Genomic DNA, 23,798 nt, shown 5'->3' on the forward strand with positions numbered 1-23,798 from the left:
TGCACGAGAGTGGCTTTTTGCTTTTTTGATTAATTTACCAATTACGTAAGCTATTAGAGTAGCTGTTAAGCTAGCTAATACGCCAATCAAAAAATTATCCATACATACACACCTCCCTTCTATACGTTGGGAGGATAATCTTTTGTATGAACTCCACTCTATAAATTGTAGATTACATCTTCTTGCTTACAACTATTATAGCACATAATTCTTACATATTTTTCCTATTTATTACTTTTTTCATTATCATCACATCCTTTCAATTAAAAAAACACCTACTATTTAAGTAAGTGTTCTTTGATATTTTTAATTTTAAGTCCACATAGTTAGTATAAATTATTTACTATTACTTTACTGTTTATCTCAAAAGAAGACTTTACATACCACTTAGTTAATATAAAATTAAGATAGAAATACCAATAATTTTAATGGTTACACTCTTTACATACCACTTAGTTAATATAAAACACTTATAATATTGTCTAACCATTCTTTAAATTTTCCCTTTACATACCACATAGTTAATATAAAACGTAGACAAGAGTTTTCTAGCATGTTAGAAGAATTAACTTTACATACCACATAGTTAATATAAAACCAAATTTTTCTATCTTATTTACATAATCTAAAAGAATCTTTACATACCACATAGTTAATATAAAACTAGTTGGATAGAATTTTTTACTCAACATCGTAAATTCTTTACATACCACATAGTTAATATAAAACGAGATGACGTTGATGATTCTGTATAGCTTTCTGAATGTCTTTACATACCACATAGTTAATATAAAACTGAGAGCACTTTAAAGGACATTTTTTTGTTAATTCAACTTTACATACCACATAGTTAATATAAAACGAGTCCTAGTATGCCAATTCAAATTCCAAGTGTTGCTGCTTTACATACCACATAGTTAATATAAAACTTCTTTAAAAGTAAGTGTAAGAAAAGAACTTTTAAACTTTACATACCACATAGTTAATATAAAACGAGATGGGAGATAAGTTATTAATAGAATGTGCAAGACGCTTTACATACCACATAGTTAATATAAAACTAGTTGTGCGTACAATATAAAAGCTAGGAGTAGTAAGCTTTACATACCACATAGTTAATATAAAACCCCAAAATAAGTTGAGTATTTTCAATACTTACACACATAAAACTCTCTCAAATTTGCAGTGAGCGGCTAGCAGTGCAATTGATAACACTTATCAGACCTTCTCGATGCCTTATATTTCAACTGTTAAAGCATACTTAAACAGAAAAATCGCACGCTGCAAAACTCTTATATTTTTATTATATCATAAATAGATTATTTTTGAATATTTGTAACAATTTATAATTTAATAAAAATAAATACTTTTTAATAAACTCTGAAAATTTTTTTCACTTGTTATAAAATATAATTAAGTAATTAATTCAAATTAACTCAAAGGGTGGTGCTCTTATGAATATTAAATCAGCCTTCATAAGAAAAAGAAATGAAAAATTTCATGTATATGTGGAGTATGTGGAAGAAACCGGTAAAATAAAACAGAAAAGTTATGGAAGTTATGAAAAGAAAAAGGATGCTGAAAAACATTTAATTGAAATAAAATCGACTATAAACAATAATAGGTTTGTTGCTCCAAGTGATGCAACACTTGTAGAAAGATGTTACAAATATATAAAAGATAGAGAATGTAGTTTTTCTCCTAATACTGTTAGAAATAGAAAAAACATGATTAAAAATCAAATTGAAGTTTTCTTTAAAGATATGAAATTAATAGATATAACTCCTTCTATTTTACAGTCTTATATAAATAGCATCTATAATGAACACATGTTAAATTCAGCAAAAAACCAAGTCGGTTTTATAAAATCGGTATTGAAAGAATCTTATAGATTAAAAGAAATATCAGAAAATATTTGTGATTTTGTTACAACTCCAAGCAAAAAAAATAATTCAACTTCTAATTTTTATACAAAACAGGAAGCTCAATTATTATTAGAAAAATCAAAAAACACTCCTATAGGGATACCAATTTTTTTGATGCTAACTCTTGGATTACGTTTTGGTGAAGCTGTATCACTTAGATGGTCAGATGTAGACCTTGATAAAAAAATCATACATATAAATCAAACATTAGTTTATGTAGACAATAAAATAATCTTCAAAGACCCTAAAACCCCTAAATCAAAAAGAAAATTATTTGGTCCTGATGAACTTATAAGTTTACTTAAAGAGGAAAAATTAAAACAAAATAAGTTAAAATTACAAGGTATATTGAAAAATGAATTCGATTTGATATGCTTAAATAAAAGATTCAACCCATGGGTTCAACCAACTTTTGTTGCTCCTTTTAAAAAACTATTAAGAGATAATAATCTTAGAGATATAAAAGTACATGAATTAAGACATACAAATGCAACTTTAATGTTACTCTCAGGTACTAACATAAAAGCTATTTCTGAAAGATTAGGACATGCAGATATAAAAATAACTATGAATAGATATTCTCACCTATTAGATGAAATGGACAAAGAAGCATCTGAAAATATAAGCAAAATACTATTCAAATAATGGTCAGTTAAATGTCAGTTAAAGTACTTTTTTTCCTATTTGTCAGTTAAATGTCAGTAATATATATAATAGAATATACTTATAAAACGCTTAAAATCACTATCATTTAATAAAATCTATAATTATTTACTATTTGCTGTTGACATTAGTACTATACCATAGTTTATCATTTATACTAGAAATAAAATTATTAATTAATAGTTTAATATTTTTATAATAGATTTACAAGGAGTGGTAATAAATGGATACCAAAATATCTATAAACGAAAACATGAGCCTAGGTAAGAGGTTTTTTAAATACCTAGCACCATCTGTAGTTGCAATGTGGGTTTTCTCATTATATACAATGGTTGATGGAATATTTGTAAGTAAAGGAGTTGGTGAATTAGCTTTAGCTGCTGTAAACATATCAATGCCATTTATTAATTTTATATTTGCAGTTTCTCTGTTATTTTCAACTGGTGCATCTACTATAATTGCAATTTATCTTGGCAAAAAAGATATTAAGTCTGCAAATGAAGTCTTTTCATTCAACTTAGTATCAATAATTATATTATCTATAATTATTTTAGCTATAACTTTTTTTAATTTAGACAGATTAGCATTATTTTTAGGAGCCACAGAATCTACAATTGGTATGGTTAAAGATTATCTAGGAATAATAATATTTTTTAATGGCTTCTTTATAGTATCTTACTCTCTAGAAGTTATAATAAAAACTGATGGATTCCCAATATTAGCTACTGTTGGTGTAATAATATCTGCTCTTACAAACATCGTACTTGATTACTTATTTGTAATTGAATTTGGATGGGGTGTAAAAGGTGCCGGCATCGCGACAGGTCTATCTCAAGTCTTTTCTACTGTTTTTTTCTTGATACATTTTTTAAGAAAAAACTCAACTTTGAATTTCTCAAAATTTAAAGTCGATTTCAAAACACTTAGAAAAATTATATTTATAGGCTTCCCAGATTCGACTACTGAATTAAGTTGTGGTATAGTTGTCTTACTTTTTAACTTGAGTCTTACTAAATATATTGGTGAAAGTGCTCTTATCTATTACAGTGTTATAAATTATATAAATACATTGGTACTTATGACTATGATGGGTATAACTCAGGGTATGCAACCTCTTACTAGTTTTTATTACGGTGCAGGGAATATAGATAACGTAAAAAAATTATTAAAGATGGGGATAAAAGCCACAGTAATAGCATCAATTGCTGTATTTGCAACTTGTATGGCTTTTTCAGGACCAATAGTTTCTTTATTCATACACCCAGAGGAAACCGTACTATTCAATGAAGGAATTCGTGTATTTAAAATATTCTCTATATCTTTCTTACTTGTAGGAATTAACGTAATAATTTCTGGATTCTTTGTTTCAGTAGAAAAACCATCAATTTCTACTGTTATATCCCTTGGTAGAGGACTTGTAATAGTTGTTCTAAGTCTAATTTCAATGATACTAATATTTGGCGGTCAAGGAATATGGATGACTACTATTGTTTCAGAATTTATATGCCTTATTTTATCAATAGTTTTCCTAAAAAAGAATTATTCTACATTAGACTCTAATCTAAATAAGGTTGCTTAAAGAATATTATGTAAAATATATAAAATAAAAAATACCTATTATACAATCTTGCAAAAACTAGACCTTTGCAAAAACTAGGATTATATAATAGGTATTTTATTTATGTAATTATTTTATTTCTAAATATCCATAACCATCTTTTGTTGAAGTTCCTTTCACTTCATACTCTACAGGCTTTTTAAATATTGGACCATCCACTACAAATGTATGATATTCACCATGTTCTCCACATGGGTCAGCACCTGCATCTTTTATCTTTTTCACAAGCTCTCTAGTCAATTTTTCTCCTAAGAATTCCTCTCCTAGATACTTTAAGTTTACTTTTGTTACAACACTGCAAAATCCAGTTTCTATAAATTCATATACTAAATTTTCTCTACTCTCTTGCCACAATGGTAAACTTACTTTCATACCAACTGCATCACATCTATCAGAATCCCATTTTCTATGACTTTCTATGTCTATATCTCCATATGCACATATTGTTGCTCCCATATTTTTAGCTTTTATTAAAGCTCTCTCAAAACTCTCTTCATATCCTTCTACTCCACACTCAGCAACTAATAAAGGTAATCCTATATTGCTACTTACCTGTTTAAGCATATTATATTCTAAATTATGTGTCCATGATTTCCCATGTTCTTCACTTATAGTTGTCAAGAGTGCCACAGGCTTATATCCTTTTTTCAACATTCGATTTAATGCTAATATACTATCTTTACCACCACTAAATGACATTACAAATTTTTCATCAGCCAATTCTAACACCTCTTTCATCTAACTTTGTTTTGTTACCATAATTATACCAAATATCTGAGTTGTATAGCAAATTATATAGTACTTTAAATTACTAATTTACTATAAAAAATGTTCCCAATATTAAAAGTATAACACCTATGTACTTGTATAAATGCATTGTTTCTTGTCCTAAAATCACGCTATCAATAAAAAAACCAACTAGAACTTGAGATACAAGAGTTAATATAAGTGTATTTGATACGCCTAAATTTGGAATTGCTTTTACTGTAAAATATATTATTAGCCCACCAAATACTCCCCCTAGTAATAACTTATAGTTAAAACCATTTATAGACACCAAACACTTTAAATCACCTGTAACTATTATACTTGCCAAAAAAAATATTGCCCCTACAGTTAAGCTTATAAATGTTGCAACTAACGCTGTTGTACTTTTACCTAGTTCTCCATTTATAAAGGCTTCAAGAGCAGTAGACCCACCTGCTAATAATGCAAATATTATTGCCCATAATTTTGTCATGGACAAACCTCCTCCTATATAATTCTATTAATAAAAGTTTATGATACAACCTATCAATTAATTACTAAGTACAGTTTAATTTTTATACTTGGTGACTTTATTTGAATATAAATTTCTGTTATAATTGTTCTATTGATTTTGGAGGTGATTTTATGTACACAAATTTTAATATCGATTTTAATAACTTTAATAAAAAAGAAAATGCTACTAAGTTTATGTTAATGGGAGTATTACTCATTGTATTAGGAGTATTATGCCTTACATTTAAGACATTAGGGATAAAACTAATTTCTTGGACTTTTGGTATTGCTCTTTTATTCTTTGCATATTTAAATCTAAAAAATATCAATGAATTAAAAAGATATGCTACTAAAGAAGAGATTAAGCCATCTACTAATGTTCAATGGATTCTAATAATTGCATGTATATTACTTTTCATATTTCCGCAAAAAATACAAAGTATATTTTCATTATTTTTAGGATTTTATTTAATATTTAATCAATTAGTGGCACTTGTAAATAGCAAAAACAATCCATATTCTAAATTTACAACTTGGAATATAATTAAGACTCTATTTGGCATATGTCTTATACTGTCTCCACTTTTTCTATCTAGATTTATAGTATCAATAATGTCCTTTTTCATAATATTATTTGGACTAATTCTATTCTTTTCTGGAAATAATGCAAGAAAATATTAAATATTTTCTTGCATTATTTTCATATAATTTAAAATAGAATTTGTTTAAGTTATATATTTATGGTAATATGTTTTTTGTACAAGTCCAGTGTACAATTTTATTAGAAATAGGTGATTACTTTGGATAAATTTAAATATGCTTTTGATAATAAAAGGTATCATACTTGGAATTATTATCTTAGAAATACTTTTGGTGAAAAAGTTTTTAAGGTATCAATAAATGCAGGATTTACTTGCCCAAACATTGATGGAAGTATTGGCTATGGTGGATGTACCTATTGTAGCAAGGAAGGTTCTGGTGACTTTGCTGGTAACCCTAAAGATAATCTTATTAGTCAATTTTATAATATAAGAGAAATGATGTTAAAAAAATGGCCTCATGCAAAATATATTGGTTACTTTCAAGCCTATACAAATACGTATGCTCCTCTTGAAATTTTAAAAGAAAAGTATGAAACCATATTAGAACTAGATGATGTCATAGGTCTTTCAATATCAACAAGACCTGACTGTTTGCCAGATGATGTTGTAGAATACTTATCTGAACTAAATAAAAGAACTAACTTATGGGTTGAGCTTGGCCTTCAAACGATTCATGATTCCACATCTAAAATTATAAATAGAGGTCATGATTATAAATCGTTTGTAGAAGGTGTTGAAAAACTAAAGGCTAAAAATATAAAGGTTGTTGTACACATTATAAATGGTCTTCCTGGCGAAGATTATAATATGATGATGGAAACTGCAAAAGCTGTTGGTAAAATGGGTGTAGATGGCATAAAAATCCATCTATTACATGTTATAAAAGACACTCCTATGGAAAAGATGCTACAAAATGGCATGCTAACTCTTATGGAACAAGATGAATATATAAATCTAGTATGTGACCAATTAGAAATACTTCCCGAAACTATGATAATCCATAGACTTACTGGTGATGGCAAAAGAGATGAACTAGTTGGCCCTTTATGGAGTCTAAAGAAATGGGAAATTTTAAATCAAATTGATGATACCTTGAAAGCTCGAAATTCTTATCAAGGTTGCAAGTTTTTTTAATTATGTATATGTATTGCACATAAAACAGTATCAAAATAATAATAACTATAGAAAGAGTTATGTAAACATGATTCTCTCTATAGTTATTTAGTATTTATAAAACAAGATATTAATTTGTATATTTTATAGTATATAATAAAAAATTTAATTTATATTTCTAAATTAACTACAATTACCTATAATTTTATGTAACATTATTAATTTCAATGTTTTTAAATCTCAATACCTTTAAACCTCTAATTCTAAATACTTTCTGTTTTTTCAATCTGCTTTAACTTGTTGGATTTACAAAACATTTTTATTCCATCATAAGAAAGATTAAGTGCTACTACTGCTGATATTAGCATCAGCATCACTCCAAATAACTTCCATAAAGAAAAATTTTCTCCTAATATAGTACAACCGATTATTACAGAACCAACTAGCTCTACTGATGCCACAACACCTGCAACAGATAACTCTACTCCCTTAGATATACCTGCTGCATAAAAAATATATGCCAGTGCAGCTGGTACAACACCTAACATTAACATACAAGATAAAATATTTAAATCTTTAGCATAATACAGTATCTCCCAAGGTCTAGCAGATGGAATCATAAAGATAGCTCCAAATAAGAAACTGTATACTAATATTGTCGAACTTGAGAATTCTTTCAAGGCATTTTTACTAATAGTTGGCATAAGTGCATATGCTATTGCTGATAATATACCAAGTAAAAGTCCAAAAGCACTTAAATTTTGAAAATCTAAACTTCCACCAGTCACTGCCATAACTGCACCCATAAAGCAAAAAATAAGTGAAAGTACTTTACTTCTAGTAATGCTCTCTTTATAACAGATTTTTGAAAATACTGCTAAAAATAATGGTGAAGTATATAATAAAACTGCTGCTACTGATACACCTACAGTTTCAATTGCTTTAAAATAACATAAGTTAAACATAGCTTGACATATAATACCTATTATTATTGAATATATGATTCCTTTTTTACTTATTTTTAAAATATGTGGTGTTCTTATAGAAGAATATACTCCCAAAACTATAAACCCAAAAAACAACCTTGTAAATGCTACCTGTTCTGATGTCAATCCATTTCCCATTAAAAACTTTCCAAATAAACCAAGTGTAGCCCATAATATTCCTGCTGTCGCTATAAATACATACCCTTTACTTTTTTCTCCCATTTTAAAATCCCCTCTAATTTTATTTAAGTCAATGCACATCGTTTTTGTTAAGCAAAAATTATGCCACTTTAATCCAATATGTGTCAACACCAAAAACCTAGTATTTTCAATAATACTGATAAATCTTCAATTTTTTCATATTTGTTTCATATACATTTTAAGTTGATTTAGACTTGTTTTAATTGTAAAATAAGTTATATATAACTTATTTAAAGTTAAAATAGACTGAAACTTATATATTATATAAATATTAAATTTTAATTATATTTAACAAATTAAACCTATTTTAATATATCATTAAAATTTTAGGAGGACAACGGAAAAATGAATTTTGAATTAGATTTGGAATTTTACCAAAAGATATTGGAGGCTTCTCATGACGAAATATGTGCCTCTGATAATAAAGGAATAATAATATATTGTAATAAAGCATTTGAGGAAAATTACGGTCTAAAAAAAGAAGATATTTTAGGGAAAAACGTTTCTTTTTTAGAAGAATCTGGATATTCAACAAAAAGCCCCATACCAGTTGTATTAAAAACAAAGTCTAAATTTTCACTAGAACAAGATACTCAAACAGGAAAAAAACTCATTATAACTGCTACCCCTGTATTTGATGAAAATGGAAACTTAGAATTTACTGTTGAGAATTGTAGAGACATAACTGAACTTAATAATATAAAGAATAAACTTGAAGATACAAGAAAACAAGTAAAAAAATATAAGTCTGAAGTAGAAACATTATATAGAACTGCTCTTAGAATTGAAGATACTGTAATTATGGATGGTCTAGTTATGAGACCTATCATAAATACAGTAAATCATGTTTCTAAAACAGACGTAAGTGTTCTTCTCTTGGGAGAGTCAGGAACAGGAAAAAGTTCACTTGCTAGATATATACATCACAACAGCAATAGAGCTAATGGTCCATTTATAACCATAAATTGTGCTACTATATCTCCACAACTCCTTGAATCTGAACTTTTTGGATATACTTCAGGTGCTTTTACAGGTGCAAGTACCAGGGGTAAGGTTGGACTTGTAGAATTAGCTGATGGAGGTACTCTTTTCCTAGATGAAATAGGAGATATACCACAAAATTTACAAGCAAAATTTTTACAATTAATACAAGATAAAACTTTTACCCCAGTTGGAAGTTTAAAAAACAAAAAAGTTGATATAAGGATTATATCTGCTACAAATGCTGATTTAATTTCAAAAGTAAAGGAAAAAAAGTTTAGAGAAGATTTATATTATAGATTAAACGTTATAGAAATAAAATTACCCCCTCTTAGAGAAAGAAAAGATAATCTCGTAGAAATTATAAAATATTATTTTAATAGGTATTCAAGTGACTTTAATTTAAATAAAACTATTTCTAAAGAGGCTATAAATATTATTGCAAACTATAGATTCCCAGGCAATATAAGAGAATTACAAAATATAATTCAAAAAATCTTACTTACTTGCACAAATAATCATATAACAGTAAATGATTTACCAAATATACTTACAAAAAATGTAACTATTGACAATAATGAAAATAAATTGAATATATCTCAAATTAATGAAGATATAGTATCTGATTTAACATCCATTAATTGTAAGAATAAAAATCTTGACACACTAATTATGGAATATGAAAAAAATATAATTTTGGATAGTTATGAAAAATTTGGCAGCTCTTATAAAGTAGCTAAACACCTTGAAATTTCTCAATCTAAAGCTAGTAGGTTAATTAGAAAGTATACTAATACTTAATTTTAAATTTGATAAACAAAAACTTAACACTATTTACATATTGTAAATTTGGCCATTTACTGGTATTATGAATATGGTTGAAATTATTTAAATAAATATGATTGACTTAGTTTCATATATTTACCATTAAACTTTTATCATAAATATCATATCATAATAATATATTTAATAAGTCTAACAAACTATACGAGGTGTAAATATGTTAATGAATACTCATTTTATTATGGCAAAATCAATACTTGATAATATAGATGAAAATAAAACATTCTTTATAAGTGAAAAAAACTTTATATATGGTAATATAAAGCCAGATGCTTTTTCTAAATATAAATTAAAAAAACATTATTTAGATGAATCATTTAATATGGTTGTTTCCAAAATAAACTATTTGTGTAGTCTTACTATAGATAGTCTTTCTAAATATTTCTCAGTAAGCAGACTTAGCCAAGAGCTAGGAGTTATATGTCACTTTCTATGCGATTTTTTCTGTGTAGCTCATAGTGAACGTTGGGAATTTAAACATAGTCTAAATAAACATGTTACTTATGAAAGAGAACTTGGAGCATTTGCAAAAGATGTTGATTTGTCTAAAATTAAAGGTACTAGTATAAATAACGGTTTTGAAAAATTTTTTACTAAGCTTTACAATGAATATAAAAAGAAAACTGATTATATGAATGATTTAAAGTTTTCAGCTTATACTTGTAATAGTGTTATAAATTATATATTGGATGCTATTTTATCTAATACAATAAAATCATATCATATAGCAAATTGTGGTTAATTTAAGAACTTTTGAACTTATAATTAAGTATAATCAAAATGACTGCTCTATAGAATATAAAAGATAATTTTATAATTCTTTAGAACAGTCATTTTTTATATTAAGTAAACAAAATCTCTAAAATTAATTACTTAATATATTTGTAGGAAAATATATTCCATTAAATTTTTATTAACTATATAAATCTTGTATCTAACTATTTATCGCCATTATAACATCAATAGCATTTTTCACACTATCCACTATATAATTTGCACTTTGTTTTACTTCTTCCCTCGCTTTGGACATTGCAAAACTGTATTTAAATCCTTCCAACATGCAAATATCATTTGGAGAATCTCCAATAGTAGCAACCTCATCTGGACTTACATTTAAAGTTTTTATTACATGTTCTATACTTCCTCTTTTTGATACACTTTTAGGTACTATATTTAAAGTATAAGTTCCAGAAAAATATATTTCTAATACATCACTGAACTCACTTTTTAGATACAATTCTATTCTAGATAACTCTTCTAAATTTTCAGAGCATACCCCTATATTTCCTATAAGGTTATCAAAACTACTTCTTTTCTCAAAGTCAGGGTCAACTATGAAATCACTAGAATAGTGTCTAAAAGCAGTTGTATCACTACCCACAATTACATCACCCTTATACTTAAAGTACAATTGTGCATCACTTGACTCAAATCTATCAATAACTTTTTTCACTAAATTATCGTCTATAGTTCTTTTAAAAATTACATTATAATCTTTATCATGTATAAATGAGCCATTTTCACATATATAATATCCATTCATATCTAAATTGTCTTTAATAATATTACGAGCCTGTTTAAATATTCTACCTGTAGCAACATTAAACTGCACACCCTTTTTTTCTACTTCTTCAATTGCTGATATATCCTCTTCTGTTATAGTTCCATTTTCGTATAGAGTTCCATCTAAATCACAAAATATATGTTTTATCATAAATTAAAAGCCTCCAAAAATGATTTTATATTATACCAATGCTTTAAATATATCCAATATAATAATAATTTAAAGCTTTTCTAATTGTATTCTCAATTCATTAAGCAAATCTCTAGTAGCTCTTAATCTTATCTTTCTTCTATCTCCATTAAATATATTTTTTTTCACTACCGTTTTCCCATTTATATATATTGCAGTATAAACTAATCCTACAGGCTTCTCTTCAGTTCCTCCGCCAGGTCCAGCTACTCCAGTTGTAGATATGCCTATATTAGCTCCTAGCCCTTTAGCAATGCCCTCAGCCATTTCTATTGCTGTTTGCTCGCTTACTGCTCCAAATTCTTCTAAAGTTTCTCTTTTTACTCCTAATCTTTTCATTTTAGCCTCATTAGAATATGTTACACACCCTTCAAGAAACACAGAAGATATTCCTGAATAATTTATAAGAGATGAAGAAACTAAACCTCCAGTACAAGATTCAGCTACTGCTATTGTTAAGTTTTTTTCTACAAGAAGTTTAGCAACAGCATCTTCTAATGCAGTCTCTCCTTCAGACACTGAAATATCACCTTCAGTATATATATATTTACCAACTCTATTTTTTATTTCTTCTTCCACTGGTTTTATTAATTCAAAAGCATCTTTTTCATTTTTAGCTTTTGCAGTTATTCTTATTGTAACTTCTAACTCCTTTGCATACAAAGCAACTGTTGGATTGGTTTGTTCATTGATTATATCGAGAATTTCTAATTCCAGATTTGACTCCCCTATTCCATATAGTCTTAAAGTCTTAGATACTAGCATTTCATTTGTAAATTGTTGTAAGTAAGGTTTGACACTCTCATTAAACATAGCTTTCATTTCTCTTGGTGGTCCAGGTAATACTATTATACTTTTATCATTTTTCTTTAGAATTGCTCCTGGAGCTGTACCATTATTATTTTTTAATACTATAGCATCTTTTGGAAAGTATACTTGTTTCATATTGTTTTCAGCCATTTTTCTTCCTGTTTTAACGAAGAAAGATTCCAAAACTTCTAATGATGGTTTATGTAATTCTAGTTCCTGACCAAAGTATTCTGCTGCAGTTTCTTTTGTCATATCATCACCAGTTGGTCCAAGACCACCTGTAGTAATTACTAAATCACTTCTCTTTAAACTTTCATCAAAACATTCTAAAAGTCTTTGCTTATTGTCTCCAACTGTACTCTGATGGTATACTTCTATTCCCAATGATGCAAGCTCTTTAGCCAAAAATTGAGAATTTGTATTTACTATATCACCTAATAATATTTCTGTTCCTACACTTATTATTTCAGCTTTCAAAATTTATCACTCCTTGATTTTATAGCCATTAAGACTAGTCTTAAGTTCATAACAATAATTTTAGCAAAAATAATAACATAAATAAAGTTAAAAAATCATTTAAATATATCTTTAAATTAGATTATTACTCCAAAACCACACATGATACAAACTTCATATATAGTGGTACTTTCATCATCAACTCTTAATTCATATAATTAAGTAAGTAAATAAAAAATTTAATTTAAAATAATAAAAATCAAAATAGGAGTGTATAATATGAAAATAGCAGTTATAATGGGTGGAATATCATCAGAGAGAGAAGTTTCTTTAAACTCAGGAAAAGAGATATATAATAATCTTGATAAAAATAAATATGATGTTGTAAAAGTAATAATAGATGATAAAAAAGATATATTTACAAAAATACCAGAAGATGTAGATTTTGCAATACTTGCCCTACATGGTAAGTTTGGAGAAGATGGATGTATTCAATCAATACTTGAAACTATGGATATACCATATTCTGGATGTGGACCTCTTTGCAGTGGAATGTGTATGGATAAAAATATAACTAAAAAAATGCTTAGAGATTCAAATCTTCCTACTGCTCCATGGGCTTTAGTAAAATCAGTTGATGAAATAGACTATGATGAAATAGATAAGATAGGTTATCCAGTATTTATAAAACCAAATTCAGGAGGTTCAAGTGTAGCCACATTCTTTATTCATTCTAAAGATGAAGTTGAGGATGCAGTTCGCAAAGGACTAGAAGTTGATGAATTTGTAATGATTGAAAAGTATATACCAGGTGGAGAATATACTTCATTTATACTAAATGGAGAAGTATTCCCTACAATATCTATAAAATCCGATTCAGGTTTCTTTGATTATGAAGCTAAATACTCAGTTGAAAAAGGAGCAAAAGAAGAAGTTGTTTATTTAGAAGATGAACTTCAAAAAAGAGTAAATGAAATTTCTGAGACTTGTTGGAAAATTTTTAATTGCAAAGCATATGTAAGAGTTGATATGATTATAAGTGAAGGTATTCCATATGTTCTTGAGCTAAATACTCTTCCTGGCATGACTCAAACTAGTTTAATTCCTAGAAGTGCATCTGCTAGAGGTATTAAGTATAGTGAGCTATTAGATAAACTTATAGAATACTCTTTAAATTAGATAAAATAATTTGAGGTGGTAATTTGATATTTTCAAATCTAAAATTAAATGATAATGAACCAATTTATATACAAATTAAAAATTATATAAGTGATATGATATCAAAAGGATTAATTCCAGACAATAGTAAGCTCCCTTCTACAAGGGAGCTTAGTCAGCTTTTACAAGTTAGTCGAAATTCTATAGTCTTAACCTATGAAGAATTAAAATCTGAAGGACTAATCTACTCTATTTCTGGAAAAGGTACATTTGTTAAATCAAAGAATAAATCTTCAAATACTACATGGTCTTTGAACTGGGACTGTTTAGAGAATACATACTCCAAAAAAGCTAATGAATTGGATATTATAAAAAGTGAGATTCCTTGGAGCTCTGACTTAATCTCATTTAAAAGTATCTCTCCAGATGGAGATTTATTTGATATGGAAGAATTCAAAAAATCTTTTCTAAATAGAATATCATTAGAAGGTCACAAATTGCTCAATTATGGATATGCACAGGGTTACAAACCCCTTATTGATTATTTACTAAAATACATGACAAACAAGGGTGTTGATATTAATAGCAAAGATATACTAATAACAAATGGATTTACAGAAGGCTTTGACATTATTATGTCATCTTTTACGCAAGAAAAAGATTACATAATATGTGAGAATCCTACTCATAATACTGCTATAAAAATTATGAAATCGCATAATCTTAATATCTTAGGTGTAGACATACATGAAGATGGTTTGGATTTTAATATGCTAGAGAAACGCTTAATTGAGTACAAAAATAAAATAAAATTTGCATATATTACACCTTCTTATCACAATCCTACAGGGATTGTAATGACTCCTGAAAATAGATACAAATTCTATAATCTTATGAAAAAGTATAACATAGCAATTATAGAAGATGGTTTTAATGAAGAATTGCTCTACAATAGTTCTCATATATTTCCTATCTGCTCTCTTGACAATATGAATAATGGAGTTGTATATATTGGCAGTTTCTCGAAAATTTTATTTCCTGGAATGAGAATTGGATGGATATTTGCAGATAAAAAAGTAATCGATAAGTTAGAAAGTGTTAAAAGATGCAGAAATATACATGTATCATTTTTGGACCAAGGAATTTTATTCGATTATTTGAGCAATGGTGCTTTTGAAAAATATGTTAAAAAAATACGTAAATTCTATGGAGATAAATTTAACTTTGCATATGAATGTATAAAAAAATATATAAACACAGAATACATCTTAGGTGATGGTGGTTTGCATATATTTATAAAATTAAAAAACATAGATACTAGAAAACTATTGGAAAAATGTTATGAAAAAAATGTTATATTTATGCCTGGAGATTTATTCTTTACAGACGATTCTGGTTATGACACTCTAAGACTTGGATTTTCTAGGTTATCTTTCAAAGACATTGAAATTGGAATAAAAATAATTGGAGAAACTATAGATGAAATGTCCTAGGTTAACTAAATATTGTTAGCCTAGTTTATTTTTATGATGTATAATATATATAGTTTATATGAATCTAACACTGGGGGATAATATGAGTAAAAAGTCAAAACGAAAAAAGATTAATAAATTAAAATTAACAATTGTAATAACTGTATTATTTCTTGCCTTATTATCTATATATGAGATACTTTTCTCTAATCCTAACAAAAAAGATAACATAAACAGCCAAGAAACTATGCAAAATAAAAACAATACAACAGATGATTCTAAAAATAATCAAAGCTCTAGTAAAAAGCAGGAAGACAACAATATCAAACCTACTTTTTCATATTCTTCAATACCAGATAATATAAAAACCAAGATGATTGGTAAATCTATGCCTTCTGATGAACCTATAAGCTTTGATAGCCTATCTTATTTAAAGCTTACATACTATGGATTTGATGAAAAGACTCATCAAGGAGAAATGATAGTAAATAGTGAACTAGCTCCAGAAATTGTGGATATTTTTAAGGAATTATATGAAAAAAAATATCCAATTGAAAAAATCAAACTAATAGATGATTATGATGCTGTAGATGAAAAATCTATGTCTGATAATAATACCTCATCATTTTGTTATAGAACTGTAGCTGGTACAAGTGTCGTTTCAAACCATGGTAAAGGACGTGCTATAGATATAAATCCATTACAGAATCCTCAAGTTTCTGGAGATAATGTTAGTCCTAAAGTAAGCACAGTCTATGCTGATAGGTCTACTTCGAAATTTGGAATGATAAAAAAAGGTGATGATTGTTATAATGCTTTTGTAAGCAGAGGTTGGAGTTGGGGTGGATATTGGAAAAACCCAGACTATCAACATTTTGAAAAATAATAGATTAGAAATAAAGGTGAATTATATGAATTTAATGACATTGGAAAACATAAGTAAAAGTTATTCCGAAAAAAAATTACTTGAAAGTATATCTCTTGGAATCAATGATGGTGAAAAAATAGGACTCATTGGTGTAAATGGAACTGGTAAATCTACTTTACTTAAGATTATTGCAGGAGTTGAAGAAAGCGAAACTGGTAATATAACAAAAACTAATGGTATTAGAATAGAGTATCTACCTCAAAACCCAACTTATAATGAAAATTCAACTGTACTTGAACAAGTATTTAATGGGACTTCAGAGGAATTAAAACTACTTGGTGAATATCAAGAAATTTTGGAAAGACTTAATTCAAACTTTACAGATGAATTGAATAAAAAATTATTATCAATACACGAAAAAATAGATGCTTTAAATCTTTGGGATTTGGAAAGTGAAGCCAAGTCAGTGCTTACGAAACTTGGTATAAATGATTTTAATCAAAAAATAGCAGAACTTTCTGGAGGTCAAAGAAAGAGAGTTTCTTTAGCATCAGCCCTTATTACTCCTTGTGAGCTTTTGATACTGGATGAGCCTACTAATCATCTAGATAATGATACTATAGATTGGCTTGAAGAATATCTCAATTCAAGAAAAGGTTCACTACTTATGATAACTCATGATAGATACTTTTTGGATCGTGTTACGAATAGAATCATTGAACTAGATAAAGGTAGATTATTTAGTTATGATGGTAATTATTCAATATTTCTAGAAAAGAAAATGGAAAGACTTGCACTAGAAGCAAGTATTGAAGATAAAAGACAAAATTTAATTAGAACAGAACTTGCTTGGGTTAGACGAGGAGCTCAAGCTCGTAGTACAAAACAAAAAGCTCGTTTACAAAGATTCGATGAACTTACAAACAGGGAAACTTTCAAGCCTGATGAAAATCTTGATATATCAGTTGCATCAAGTAGGCTTGGAAATAAAATAATAGAAATACACAATATATCCAAAGCTTTTGAAGGTAATACAGTTATAGATAACTTAGAATATACTTTAGCTCGTACTGATAGAATTGGTATAATAGGAAAAAATGGTATGGGTAAATCAACCCTTATAAACATACTTAATGGAGAAATAGAACCTGATAGTGGATATATTTCAATTGGAGATACAGTTAAAATAGGTTGTTTTTCTCAAGATGACTCTCATATGAACATTGATATGAGAGCTATAGACTATGTAAAAGAAGCTAGTGATTATATAGAGACTTCAGATGGTACTAGAATTACAGCTTCTCAGATGTGTGAAAGATTCCTTTTTAATGGTACCATGCAGTATACTTTGATAGGTAAATTATCTGGTGGTGAAAGAAGAAGACTCCACCTTCTTAGAATCCTTATGACAGCTCCTAATGTACTTCTGTTGGATGAGCCTACAAATGACTTAGATATTGAGACACTTAAAATCTTAGAAGAATATCTTGATGAATTTAGAGGTGTAGTAATTACAGTATCACATGATAGATATTTCTTAGATAGAATTTGTAATAAAATATTTGCATATGAAGGAAATGGAAAAATCCATGTATATACAGGTAATTACAGTGATTATCTTATATATAGAGAGATTCAAGGAATTGAGTTTGAAGAGTCTAAAAAGGAGTCAATAAAAAAAGACGATTCTACTACTTCAAAAAAAGAAAAACCTAAAAATGATAAAAAACTCAAATTCTCATATAATGAACAAAGAGAATTTGAAAATATTGAATCTGATATAGAAAAACTTGAATCTAAAATTTCAACACTTGATGAAAGTACTTCAAAATTTTCAACTGACTTTACTAAGCTTCAAGAAATTTTAGATGAAAAGTCAAGACTAGAAAAGGAACTTGAACATAAATATGAGAGATGGGAATATTTAAATAATCTAGCTGATGAAATAGCTAATAATAAATAATTATATGTTAATATTAAGTTTAATAATTTCTAATTTAAATTTACAGGTTTTAAATATATTTTCATAATTTTAACACTAAAAAAGAGGCTTATCTCCATTTTGAGATAGCCTCTTTTATAATTATCTTCTAACTTTTACATTCCGATATATCCTATAATAAGCTTCCTTATATTTATATATCCAGTCTTTCAACATAGTGACAATTAACTTCAATATGATTTAAAAAAACTAACAATCTTTCATAAAGTGGATAAGATTCTTCTCCATATTTAGCTTCTAGGTTCTCGCCTATCGCTCTAACAGTCCTTTGACCATCAATCTGTAAAAATACGAAACTAGAATATTCATCTAGTTCTATTTTTTTATATTTAGGTATCCTAGCTTTTAACTTTCTAAAAAACTTTTGGATTTTATGGTCCTGTTTTTCAAGTATCGTTACAATACTATTTTCATCTACTTCATATTCAAGTCCACTAGTAATTTTAAATACAATATCTAAAACATCATTACTCTTGCTCATTATTTTTTACTTTAGATAAAACAATAGGTAATGCTGTAAGTACAACTAAAACTACCAATAAAGCAATTGCCATTGAATTTGTTGCAGCAAATCCACTTGGTACTTTTGGAGTTATAACTCCAGTTACTTGTAATATTATACCTATTAAACCAATGATAGAACCACCAGCAACAAGACCAGAAGATAAACTTATACCATTAGAAACTTTAACTTCTTTTTCTTTTTCAGTTTTAGATACCAATTCAACAAATAAACGGATTAATGCTCCAACTAATATTATAGAAGTAGTTGCTATTGGTAAATAGAATCCTATAGCTATAGTCATTATTGGTAAATTTAATGCATATAAAACAATTGCCATAAATACTCCAACAATAATCATAACCCAAGGTAAACTACCTGACATAATACCAGAAGTTAATGTTGACATTAAGTTAGCTTGTGGTAATGCAAATTGAACATTATCACCAGTTGCTTTAAGTTGGTCAGAAAGTAATAAAATTACTCCAACAACAACTATAACACCAACTATACTTGCAATTGTAAAGTAACGTTGCATTTCATTTTTGCTACCACCAATGATATAAGTTACTTTTTGAGATTGAGTATAACCTCCAGCTATAGCAATAGCAACAACTATAAATGAACCAAATAAAAGTAATGATTTATTAGCTTCTAAATCAGTCCAGCCCATTACAACAAATACTAATGTTACAATAACTAGAGAAGCAATAGTCATACCAGAAACTGGAAGGTTTGATGTTCCTATTGTTCCTGTTAAACGTCCTGCTACTATAACAAATAATAAAGATAATAAAAGAGATATGATAGCTCCAATAATTGCCATAGCAATATTACCAGAAATTAAGAACGCTGCTAGGAATCCAACAACTACTCCACCTAATAAAAGTATCATTTGTATAGATGAACCTTCTTCTCCTTCTCCAGTACTTGATTTAGCTTTAAGTGTTTCTTTTATAGAAGCGATTATAGTTGGTATAAGTTTTATTGCACCAATAATACCACCACAAAGCATCATACCAGCACCTATATATTTTACATAACTACTAGATATAGCTCCAACATCCATTTGGTTAAGAGGCATTGCAGGATTATTCCATACCATAGCTCCATCTCTAGCCATATCTGTAAAGTATCCTATTAAAGGTGCGATACCAAAGTTTGATAATATACTTCCTGCAAACATTGTTAAAGAAACTTCAAGTCCTACTATAAATCCTATTCCTAAAAGTAGAGGATTTACTTCGATATCAAATTTCCATTTGTAGAACTTACTTCCTACAAGACTCATTACATTGTTTGCTACATTTAAGAATGAACCAGTTAATACAGTAATAAATCCACTTATTACAAATCCTATTCCCATGTACTTAATTGAATCTCCACCAGCTTCTGAAGCAACAAGTGTCTCAGATATAGCCATTGATTCTGGGTACATAAGTTTACCATGTTCTTCAACTATTAGATAGTTGTGAACTATAGCAGCAACTCCTATACCAAATAAAACTCCACCAACTCCAACAGCTAAGCCTTCTAAAAATGTAATTTGGCTTCCAATTAATATAACTGCTGGTAATACGAAAATGAATCCACTTGCAACAGATTCTCCACCACTTGACATACCTTGGATTAAGTTCTTACCAAGAATACCCTTTTGACGAGCAAATGCTCCAACAAAAGCAGAACCTATTATAGCTCCTGGAATACCAGCTGCAACAGTAAGACCAGCCTTCATTCCAGAATAAGTTGTAGATGCGGCAAAAATGGCAGCTAAAATGATACCGATAATCAGTACAGCTACATTTCCACCGGTTCTGGACTTATCTGTGATGTAAGGAACGTAATCTTTTCCACTAACCTCACCATAAGCACCCTTAGGTAATTTTTTGTTCATAAAATTTTCACCCCTTTTCAGTTTGTATATATTATAACATATATACATATAAAACTTAACTTTTTATTATTTTACAAATAGCGAGTTAAAGTTACTAAAATTTAACCCCATATTATTATTTTCTATTTTTAGATATTTTTATGCTAATATTCTTTTTATTTTTCAATTATACTAAAAAGCATTAAGATAAAAAATAAAAAAAATTTTTAATATAAAATTAAATTTGTTAAAAAAACACTTTAAAACACGCAAAAGTATAAAAAATACAATAATCATTCCCATAAACAAATTTTCATCACAGTAAAAATGTACAGAAAATTCTTTCTTTTGTGTAAATTGATTCATTCTAAAAAACAGGTGTCATAAAGAAATTTCTGCAATAACTTTACGACACCTGTCATAATAAAAAATCACTCTGGTAGTGCTTTTTTATTTACTTTTCCGATTGGTGTAACTGGTATTTTATCTATCCTCATTATTATTGTTGGAATCATATATGGAGGTAGATGCTCGTTTAAATATTCTCTAACTGCTCTTTCATTTACCTTATCACTATCTTTATCATCAATAACATAATAGGCACATATATACATATCTCCATCATTATTTGTCCTTGATATACAAACAACACTTTTAATTTCTGCAATATTGTTTATTATATTTTCAATCTCATATAGCTCTATCCTAAACTCATCAATTTTTACTTGATTATCCATTCTTCCAATATAATCTAAATTTCCATCATCTAGCCATCTTACTAAGTCACCAGTCCTATACATTAACTTATTATATTCACAAGTTTTATAAGGATTTTCTACAAATACTTGCTCTGTTAACCCTTTTTTATTTAAATAACCTCTTGATATTTGAATCCCTGATAGACATAACTCTCCTGGAACTCCAATTGGACATAGTTTATTCTTTTTATCCAATACATACGCATAAGTATTAAATATAGGTTTACCTATTGGTATTTTTCCGTATTCCTTATCTACATGGAAAGAAGTTGATACAACAGTAAATTCTGTTGGCCCATATTCATTATACAACTCATAGTTACGTTTTCTATACCCTTTTAGTCTTTCTCCTCCAGTCTGTACAACTCTAAGTGAACTATTATTACAATTTTGTATAAACAATTTTGCAAATGCTGTTGGTAATGCTAAAATAGTTATATCATTTTCCTCACAATATTCATTTACTGTATATTCATCAAATTTAGCTTCTTCAGGCATAATATTTATTGATGCACCTATAAGCAAATATGGAAATAACTGTTTCATTACAGCATCAAAGCTAAAGCTTAAGTATATGCCACATATATCATCTTCTGTAGCATTTATTACTTTTACACTATAATAGCACATATTTACTAGACTTTTATGCTCTATGGCTATAGTCTTTGGTCTACCAGTTGAACCTGATGTAGATATCGTATATGCACAGTTTGATGGTGTTATTTCTGCAGTCAATTCATATCCTATTTTGAATATATTTTCATTATTTATATCAAGTACTATAGTATTTTCATTTACAACTTTGCATCTAAGTTCATCTGTAGTTATCACTACTTTTGCATTACTATCTTCAAGAAGATAATTTAATCTTTCTTCTGGATTGCTTGTATCTATTGGAAAAAAAGCTCCACCTGATTTCATAATCCCTATTGCTGTAATAATTATATTAATATCTCTTGGTAACATTACAGCTACTATATCTTCACTTTTTACTCCGATATGATTTAAATAACCTGCAAGTTTATCAGTTAACTCATCTAATTCTCTATATGTTAAATTTCTATTTTCATCTCTAGCTGCTATATTATCAGGTGTTATTTTAGCTTGTTCTCTAAATAAATCAATGTAGTTTTTATCATATGGAACTTTATATTGATTATTATTGAAGTCTTCTAATAATACTTTTTCTTCTTTCTTACAGACAAATTCTAAATCTTCTATTAAAATATCGTTATCTTTTATTATTTGTTCTATTATATAATCAAATTGATTCAGTATTCTTCTAATAGTTTCTCTTTTGTATATAGATGGCTTATATTTTATTTTTATTTTAAGTGCCCTCTTTGTATATACTATTACAGATAAATCATATCCTTTTTTTTCTATGTCATAGTCATATGATAAGTCAAAACTTTTAGCTACAAATATGGTATTTATAAGTTTAGTATTTAGATGATTTTTATTCTCTATATCTGATAATAAATAATATCCATATTCTAAAGACCTACTCCATTGTCTTTTTAACTTTCTTACAACATCTATAAATTTCTCACTTTGTCTAACCCTAACTCTTATTGGAATTATATTTATTGTTTTTCCAAAGACTACATCATCCTCATATATATATTTTTGAAGTATAAGACCATATATAGTTTCTATGATAGAACTTATGCTGATATTATTATTTTTAGAATACCGAATTAATCTTTCATGTTTCTCAATATTCATCTTAAAAACTTCATCTACTACTTCATCAGAACAGTCTTTATAAAAAAAATCATTTGGAATTTTTGCTATATTTGTATAATCATCTAACAAATCCATCCAATAATTCATAGCTCGTTCTAAATTAACTTCATACATATCAAAATTCCCCCTTACTACTAAATCTATAGAAAAATTCTTTTGGAATTTTATTTTCGCGATACAGAAATATATCAATAATACATATGCA

The 23,798-nt window shown here is 27.8% G+C and carries 18 protein-coding genes and 1 CRISPR repeat array; of the genes, 10 read left to right on the forward strand and 8 right to left on the reverse strand.

Annotated features, from left to right (window positions below):
• The first annotated feature begins 374 nt into the window (after nt 1-374).
• Nucleotides 375-1,127: a CRISPR direct-repeat array (repeat unit 29 nt; unit sequence CTTTACATACCACATAGTTAATATAAAAC).
• Nucleotides 1,128-1,454: 327 nt separating this feature from the next.
• Together Q3304_RS00005 and Q3304_RS00010 are read left to right on the forward strand one after the other, a co-directional pair.
• The gene (locus Q3304_RS00005) at nt 1,455-2,570 is read left to right on the forward strand and encodes a tyrosine-type recombinase/integrase (RefSeq protein WP_407813582.1); all 1,116 of its coding nucleotides are present in this window, start codon (nt 1,455-1,457) and stop codon (nt 2,568-2,570) included.
• A gap of 241 nt (nt 2,571-2,811) precedes the next feature.
• Nucleotides 2,812-4,167 (forward strand): MATE family efflux transporter, encoded by a 1,356-nt coding sequence (locus Q3304_RS00010; protein ID WP_407813583.1) that lies wholly within the window; start codon nt 2,812-2,814, stop codon nt 4,165-4,167.
• A gap of 108 nt (nt 4,168-4,275) precedes the next feature.
• Here the strand turns inward: Q3304_RS00010 and Q3304_RS00015 are convergent, their stop codons facing one another.
• On the reverse strand, nt 4,276-4,944 hold the full coding sequence (locus Q3304_RS00015) for a diphthine--ammonia ligase (protein WP_407815405.1): 669 nt from the start codon (nt 4,942-4,944) through the stop codon (nt 4,276-4,278).
• Between the two features lie 73 nt (nt 4,945-5,017).
• Nucleotides 5,018-5,446 (reverse strand): DMT family transporter, encoded by a 429-nt coding sequence (locus tag Q3304_RS00020; RefSeq protein WP_003429356.1) that lies wholly within the window; start codon nt 5,444-5,446, stop codon nt 5,018-5,020.
• A gap of 152 nt (nt 5,447-5,598) precedes the next feature.
• Between Q3304_RS00020 and Q3304_RS00025 the strand changes: the two genes are divergently transcribed.
• Together Q3304_RS00025 and Q3304_RS00030 are read left to right on the forward strand one after the other, a co-directional pair.
• A complete protein-coding gene (locus tag Q3304_RS00025) occupies nt 5,599-6,147 on the forward strand; it encodes a DUF308 domain-containing protein (RefSeq protein WP_054269896.1) in 549 nt (182 codons plus the stop codon).
• Nucleotides 6,148-6,266: 119 nt separating this feature from the next.
• The gene (locus Q3304_RS00030) at nt 6,267-7,202 is read left to right on the forward strand and encodes a TIGR01212 family radical SAM protein (protein ID WP_054269895.1); all 936 of its coding nucleotides are present in this window, start codon (nt 6,267-6,269) and stop codon (nt 7,200-7,202) included.
• Nucleotides 7,203-7,444: 242 nt separating this feature from the next.
• Here Q3304_RS00030 and Q3304_RS00035 read toward each other — a convergent pair whose 3' ends face one another.
• On the reverse strand, nt 7,445-8,389 hold the full coding sequence (locus Q3304_RS00035; protein WP_054269894.1) for a DMT family transporter: 945 nt from the start codon (nt 8,387-8,389) through the stop codon (nt 7,445-7,447).
• A 324-nt stretch (nt 8,390-8,713) separates the two neighbouring features.
• Between Q3304_RS00035 and Q3304_RS00040 the strand changes: the two genes are divergently transcribed.
• Nucleotides 8,714-10,150: a sigma-54-dependent Fis family transcriptional regulator gene (locus tag Q3304_RS00040; protein ID WP_054269893.1), complete on the forward strand. Its 1,437-nt coding sequence runs from the start codon at nt 8,714-8,716 to the stop codon at nt 10,148-10,150.
• 199 nt (nt 10,151-10,349) lie between these two features.
• The gene (locus Q3304_RS00045; protein WP_054269892.1) at nt 10,350-10,934 is read left to right on the forward strand and encodes a zinc dependent phospholipase C family protein; all 585 of its coding nucleotides are present in this window, start codon (nt 10,350-10,352) and stop codon (nt 10,932-10,934) included.
• A 192-nt stretch (nt 10,935-11,126) separates the two neighbouring features.
• On the opposite strand, the gene Q3304_RS00050 is transcribed toward Q3304_RS00045, so the two are convergent.
• Nucleotides 11,127-11,906: an HAD family hydrolase gene (locus Q3304_RS00050; RefSeq protein WP_407813584.1), complete on the reverse strand. Its 780-nt coding sequence runs from the start codon at nt 11,904-11,906 to the stop codon at nt 11,127-11,129.
• A gap of 69 nt (nt 11,907-11,975) precedes the next feature.
• Nucleotides 11,976-13,232, reverse strand: a complete 1,257-nt coding sequence (locus tag Q3304_RS00055) for a competence/damage-inducible protein A (RefSeq protein WP_407813585.1) — start codon at nt 13,230-13,232, stop codon at nt 11,976-11,978.
• A gap of 258 nt (nt 13,233-13,490) precedes the next feature.
• Here Q3304_RS00055 and Q3304_RS00060 point away from each other — a divergent pair, with 258 nt between their 5' ends.
• The 4 genes from Q3304_RS00060 (at nt 13,491) to Q3304_RS00075 (ending at nt 18,672) form a co-directional block, all read left to right on the forward strand.
• Entirely contained in the window at nt 13,491-14,390 is a 900-nt protein-coding gene (locus tag Q3304_RS00060) for a D-alanine--D-alanine ligase (protein WP_054269889.1), read from the forward strand.
• A 23-nt stretch (nt 14,391-14,413) separates the two neighbouring features.
• Nucleotides 14,414-15,862: a transcriptional regulator DdlR gene (gene ddlR, locus Q3304_RS00065; protein WP_407813586.1), complete on the forward strand. Its 1,449-nt coding sequence runs from the start codon at nt 14,414-14,416 to the stop codon at nt 15,860-15,862.
• An 82-nt stretch (nt 15,863-15,944) separates the two neighbouring features.
• Nucleotides 15,945-16,727 carry a M15 family metallopeptidase gene (locus tag Q3304_RS00070; protein ID WP_407813587.1) on the forward strand — a complete coding sequence of 261 codons (783 nt, stop codon included), beginning with the start codon at nt 15,945-15,947 and terminating at the stop codon, nt 16,725-16,727.
• A gap of 25 nt (nt 16,728-16,752) precedes the next feature.
• On the forward strand, nt 16,753-18,672 hold the full coding sequence (locus tag Q3304_RS00075) for an ATP-binding cassette domain-containing protein (protein ID WP_407813627.1): 1,920 nt from the start codon (nt 16,753-16,755) through the stop codon (nt 18,670-18,672).
• Between the two features lie 172 nt (nt 18,673-18,844).
• On the opposite strand, the gene Q3304_RS00080 is transcribed toward Q3304_RS00075, so the two are convergent.
• The 3 genes from Q3304_RS00080 to Q3304_RS00090 form a co-directional block, all read right to left on the reverse strand.
• Nucleotides 18,845-19,192: a PqqD family protein gene (locus Q3304_RS00080; protein ID WP_054269886.1), complete on the reverse strand. Its 348-nt coding sequence runs from the start codon at nt 19,190-19,192 to the stop codon at nt 18,845-18,847.
• Nucleotides 19,179-21,107 (reverse strand): OPT family oligopeptide transporter, encoded by a 1,929-nt coding sequence (locus tag Q3304_RS00085; protein WP_054276369.1) that lies wholly within the window; start codon nt 21,105-21,107, stop codon nt 19,179-19,181. The genes Q3304_RS00080 and Q3304_RS00085 overlap by 14 nt, the downstream gene beginning before the upstream one ends.
• A 410-nt stretch (nt 21,108-21,517) precedes the next feature.
• Nucleotides 21,518-23,707, reverse strand: a complete 2,190-nt coding sequence (locus Q3304_RS00090) for an amino acid adenylation domain-containing protein (protein WP_407813588.1) — start codon at nt 23,705-23,707, stop codon at nt 21,518-21,520.
• Nucleotides 23,708-23,798 lie beyond the last annotated feature (91 nt).

The organism is Clostridioides sp. GD02377, assembly GCF_045899875.1.
Taxonomy (GTDB): Bacteria; Bacillota; Clostridia; order Peptostreptococcales; family Peptostreptococcaceae; genus Clostridioides; species Clostridioides difficile_A.

Excerpts from the sequence above, each read along its gene's own strand:
- Q3304_RS00005 (WP_407813582.1), top strand. The coding sequence starts at position 1,455 with ATGAATATTAAATCAGCCTTCATAAGAAAAAGAAATGAAAAATTTCAT.
- Q3304_RS00010 (WP_407813583.1), top strand. The coding sequence starts at position 2,812 with ATGGATACCAAAATATCTATAAACGAAAACATGAGCCTAGGTAAGAGG.
- Q3304_RS00015 (WP_407815405.1), bottom strand. The coding sequence starts at position 4,944 with ATGAAAGAGGTGTTAGAATTGGCTGATGAAAAATTTGTAATGTCATTT.
- Q3304_RS00020 (WP_003429356.1), bottom strand. The coding sequence starts at position 5,446 with ATGACAAAATTATGGGCAATAATATTTGCATTATTAGCAGGTGGGTCT.
- Q3304_RS00025 (WP_054269896.1), top strand. The coding sequence starts at position 5,599 with ATGTACACAAATTTTAATATCGATTTTAATAACTTTAATAAAAAAGAA.
- Q3304_RS00035 (WP_054269894.1), bottom strand. The coding sequence starts at position 8,389 with ATGGGAGAAAAAAGTAAAGGGTATGTATTTATAGCGACAGCAGGAATA.
- Q3304_RS00040 (WP_054269893.1), top strand. The coding sequence starts at position 8,714 with ATGAATTTTGAATTAGATTTGGAATTTTACCAAAAGATATTGGAGGCT.
- Q3304_RS00045 (WP_054269892.1), top strand. The coding sequence starts at position 10,350 with ATGTTAATGAATACTCATTTTATTATGGCAAAATCAATACTTGATAAT.
- Q3304_RS00050 (WP_407813584.1), bottom strand. The coding sequence starts at position 11,906 with ATGATAAAACATATATTTTGTGATTTAGATGGAACTCTATACGAAAAT.
- Q3304_RS00060 (WP_054269889.1), top strand. The coding sequence starts at position 13,491 with ATGAAAATAGCAGTTATAATGGGTGGAATATCATCAGAGAGAGAAGTT.
- Q3304_RS00070 (WP_407813587.1), top strand. The coding sequence starts at position 15,945 with ATGAGTAAAAAGTCAAAACGAAAAAAGATTAATAAATTAAAATTAACA.
- Q3304_RS00075 (WP_407813627.1), top strand. The coding sequence starts at position 16,753 with ATGAATTTAATGACATTGGAAAACATAAGTAAAAGTTATTCCGAAAAA.
- Q3304_RS00080 (WP_054269886.1), bottom strand. The coding sequence starts at position 19,192 with ATGAGCAAGAGTAATGATGTTTTAGATATTGTATTTAAAATTACTAGT.
- Q3304_RS00085 (WP_054276369.1), bottom strand. The coding sequence starts at position 21,107 with ATGAACAAAAAATTACCTAAGGGTGCTTATGGTGAGGTTAGTGGAAAA.
- Q3304_RS00090 (WP_407813588.1), bottom strand. The coding sequence starts at position 23,707 with ATGTATGAAGTTAATTTAGAACGAGCTATGAATTATTGGATGGATTTG.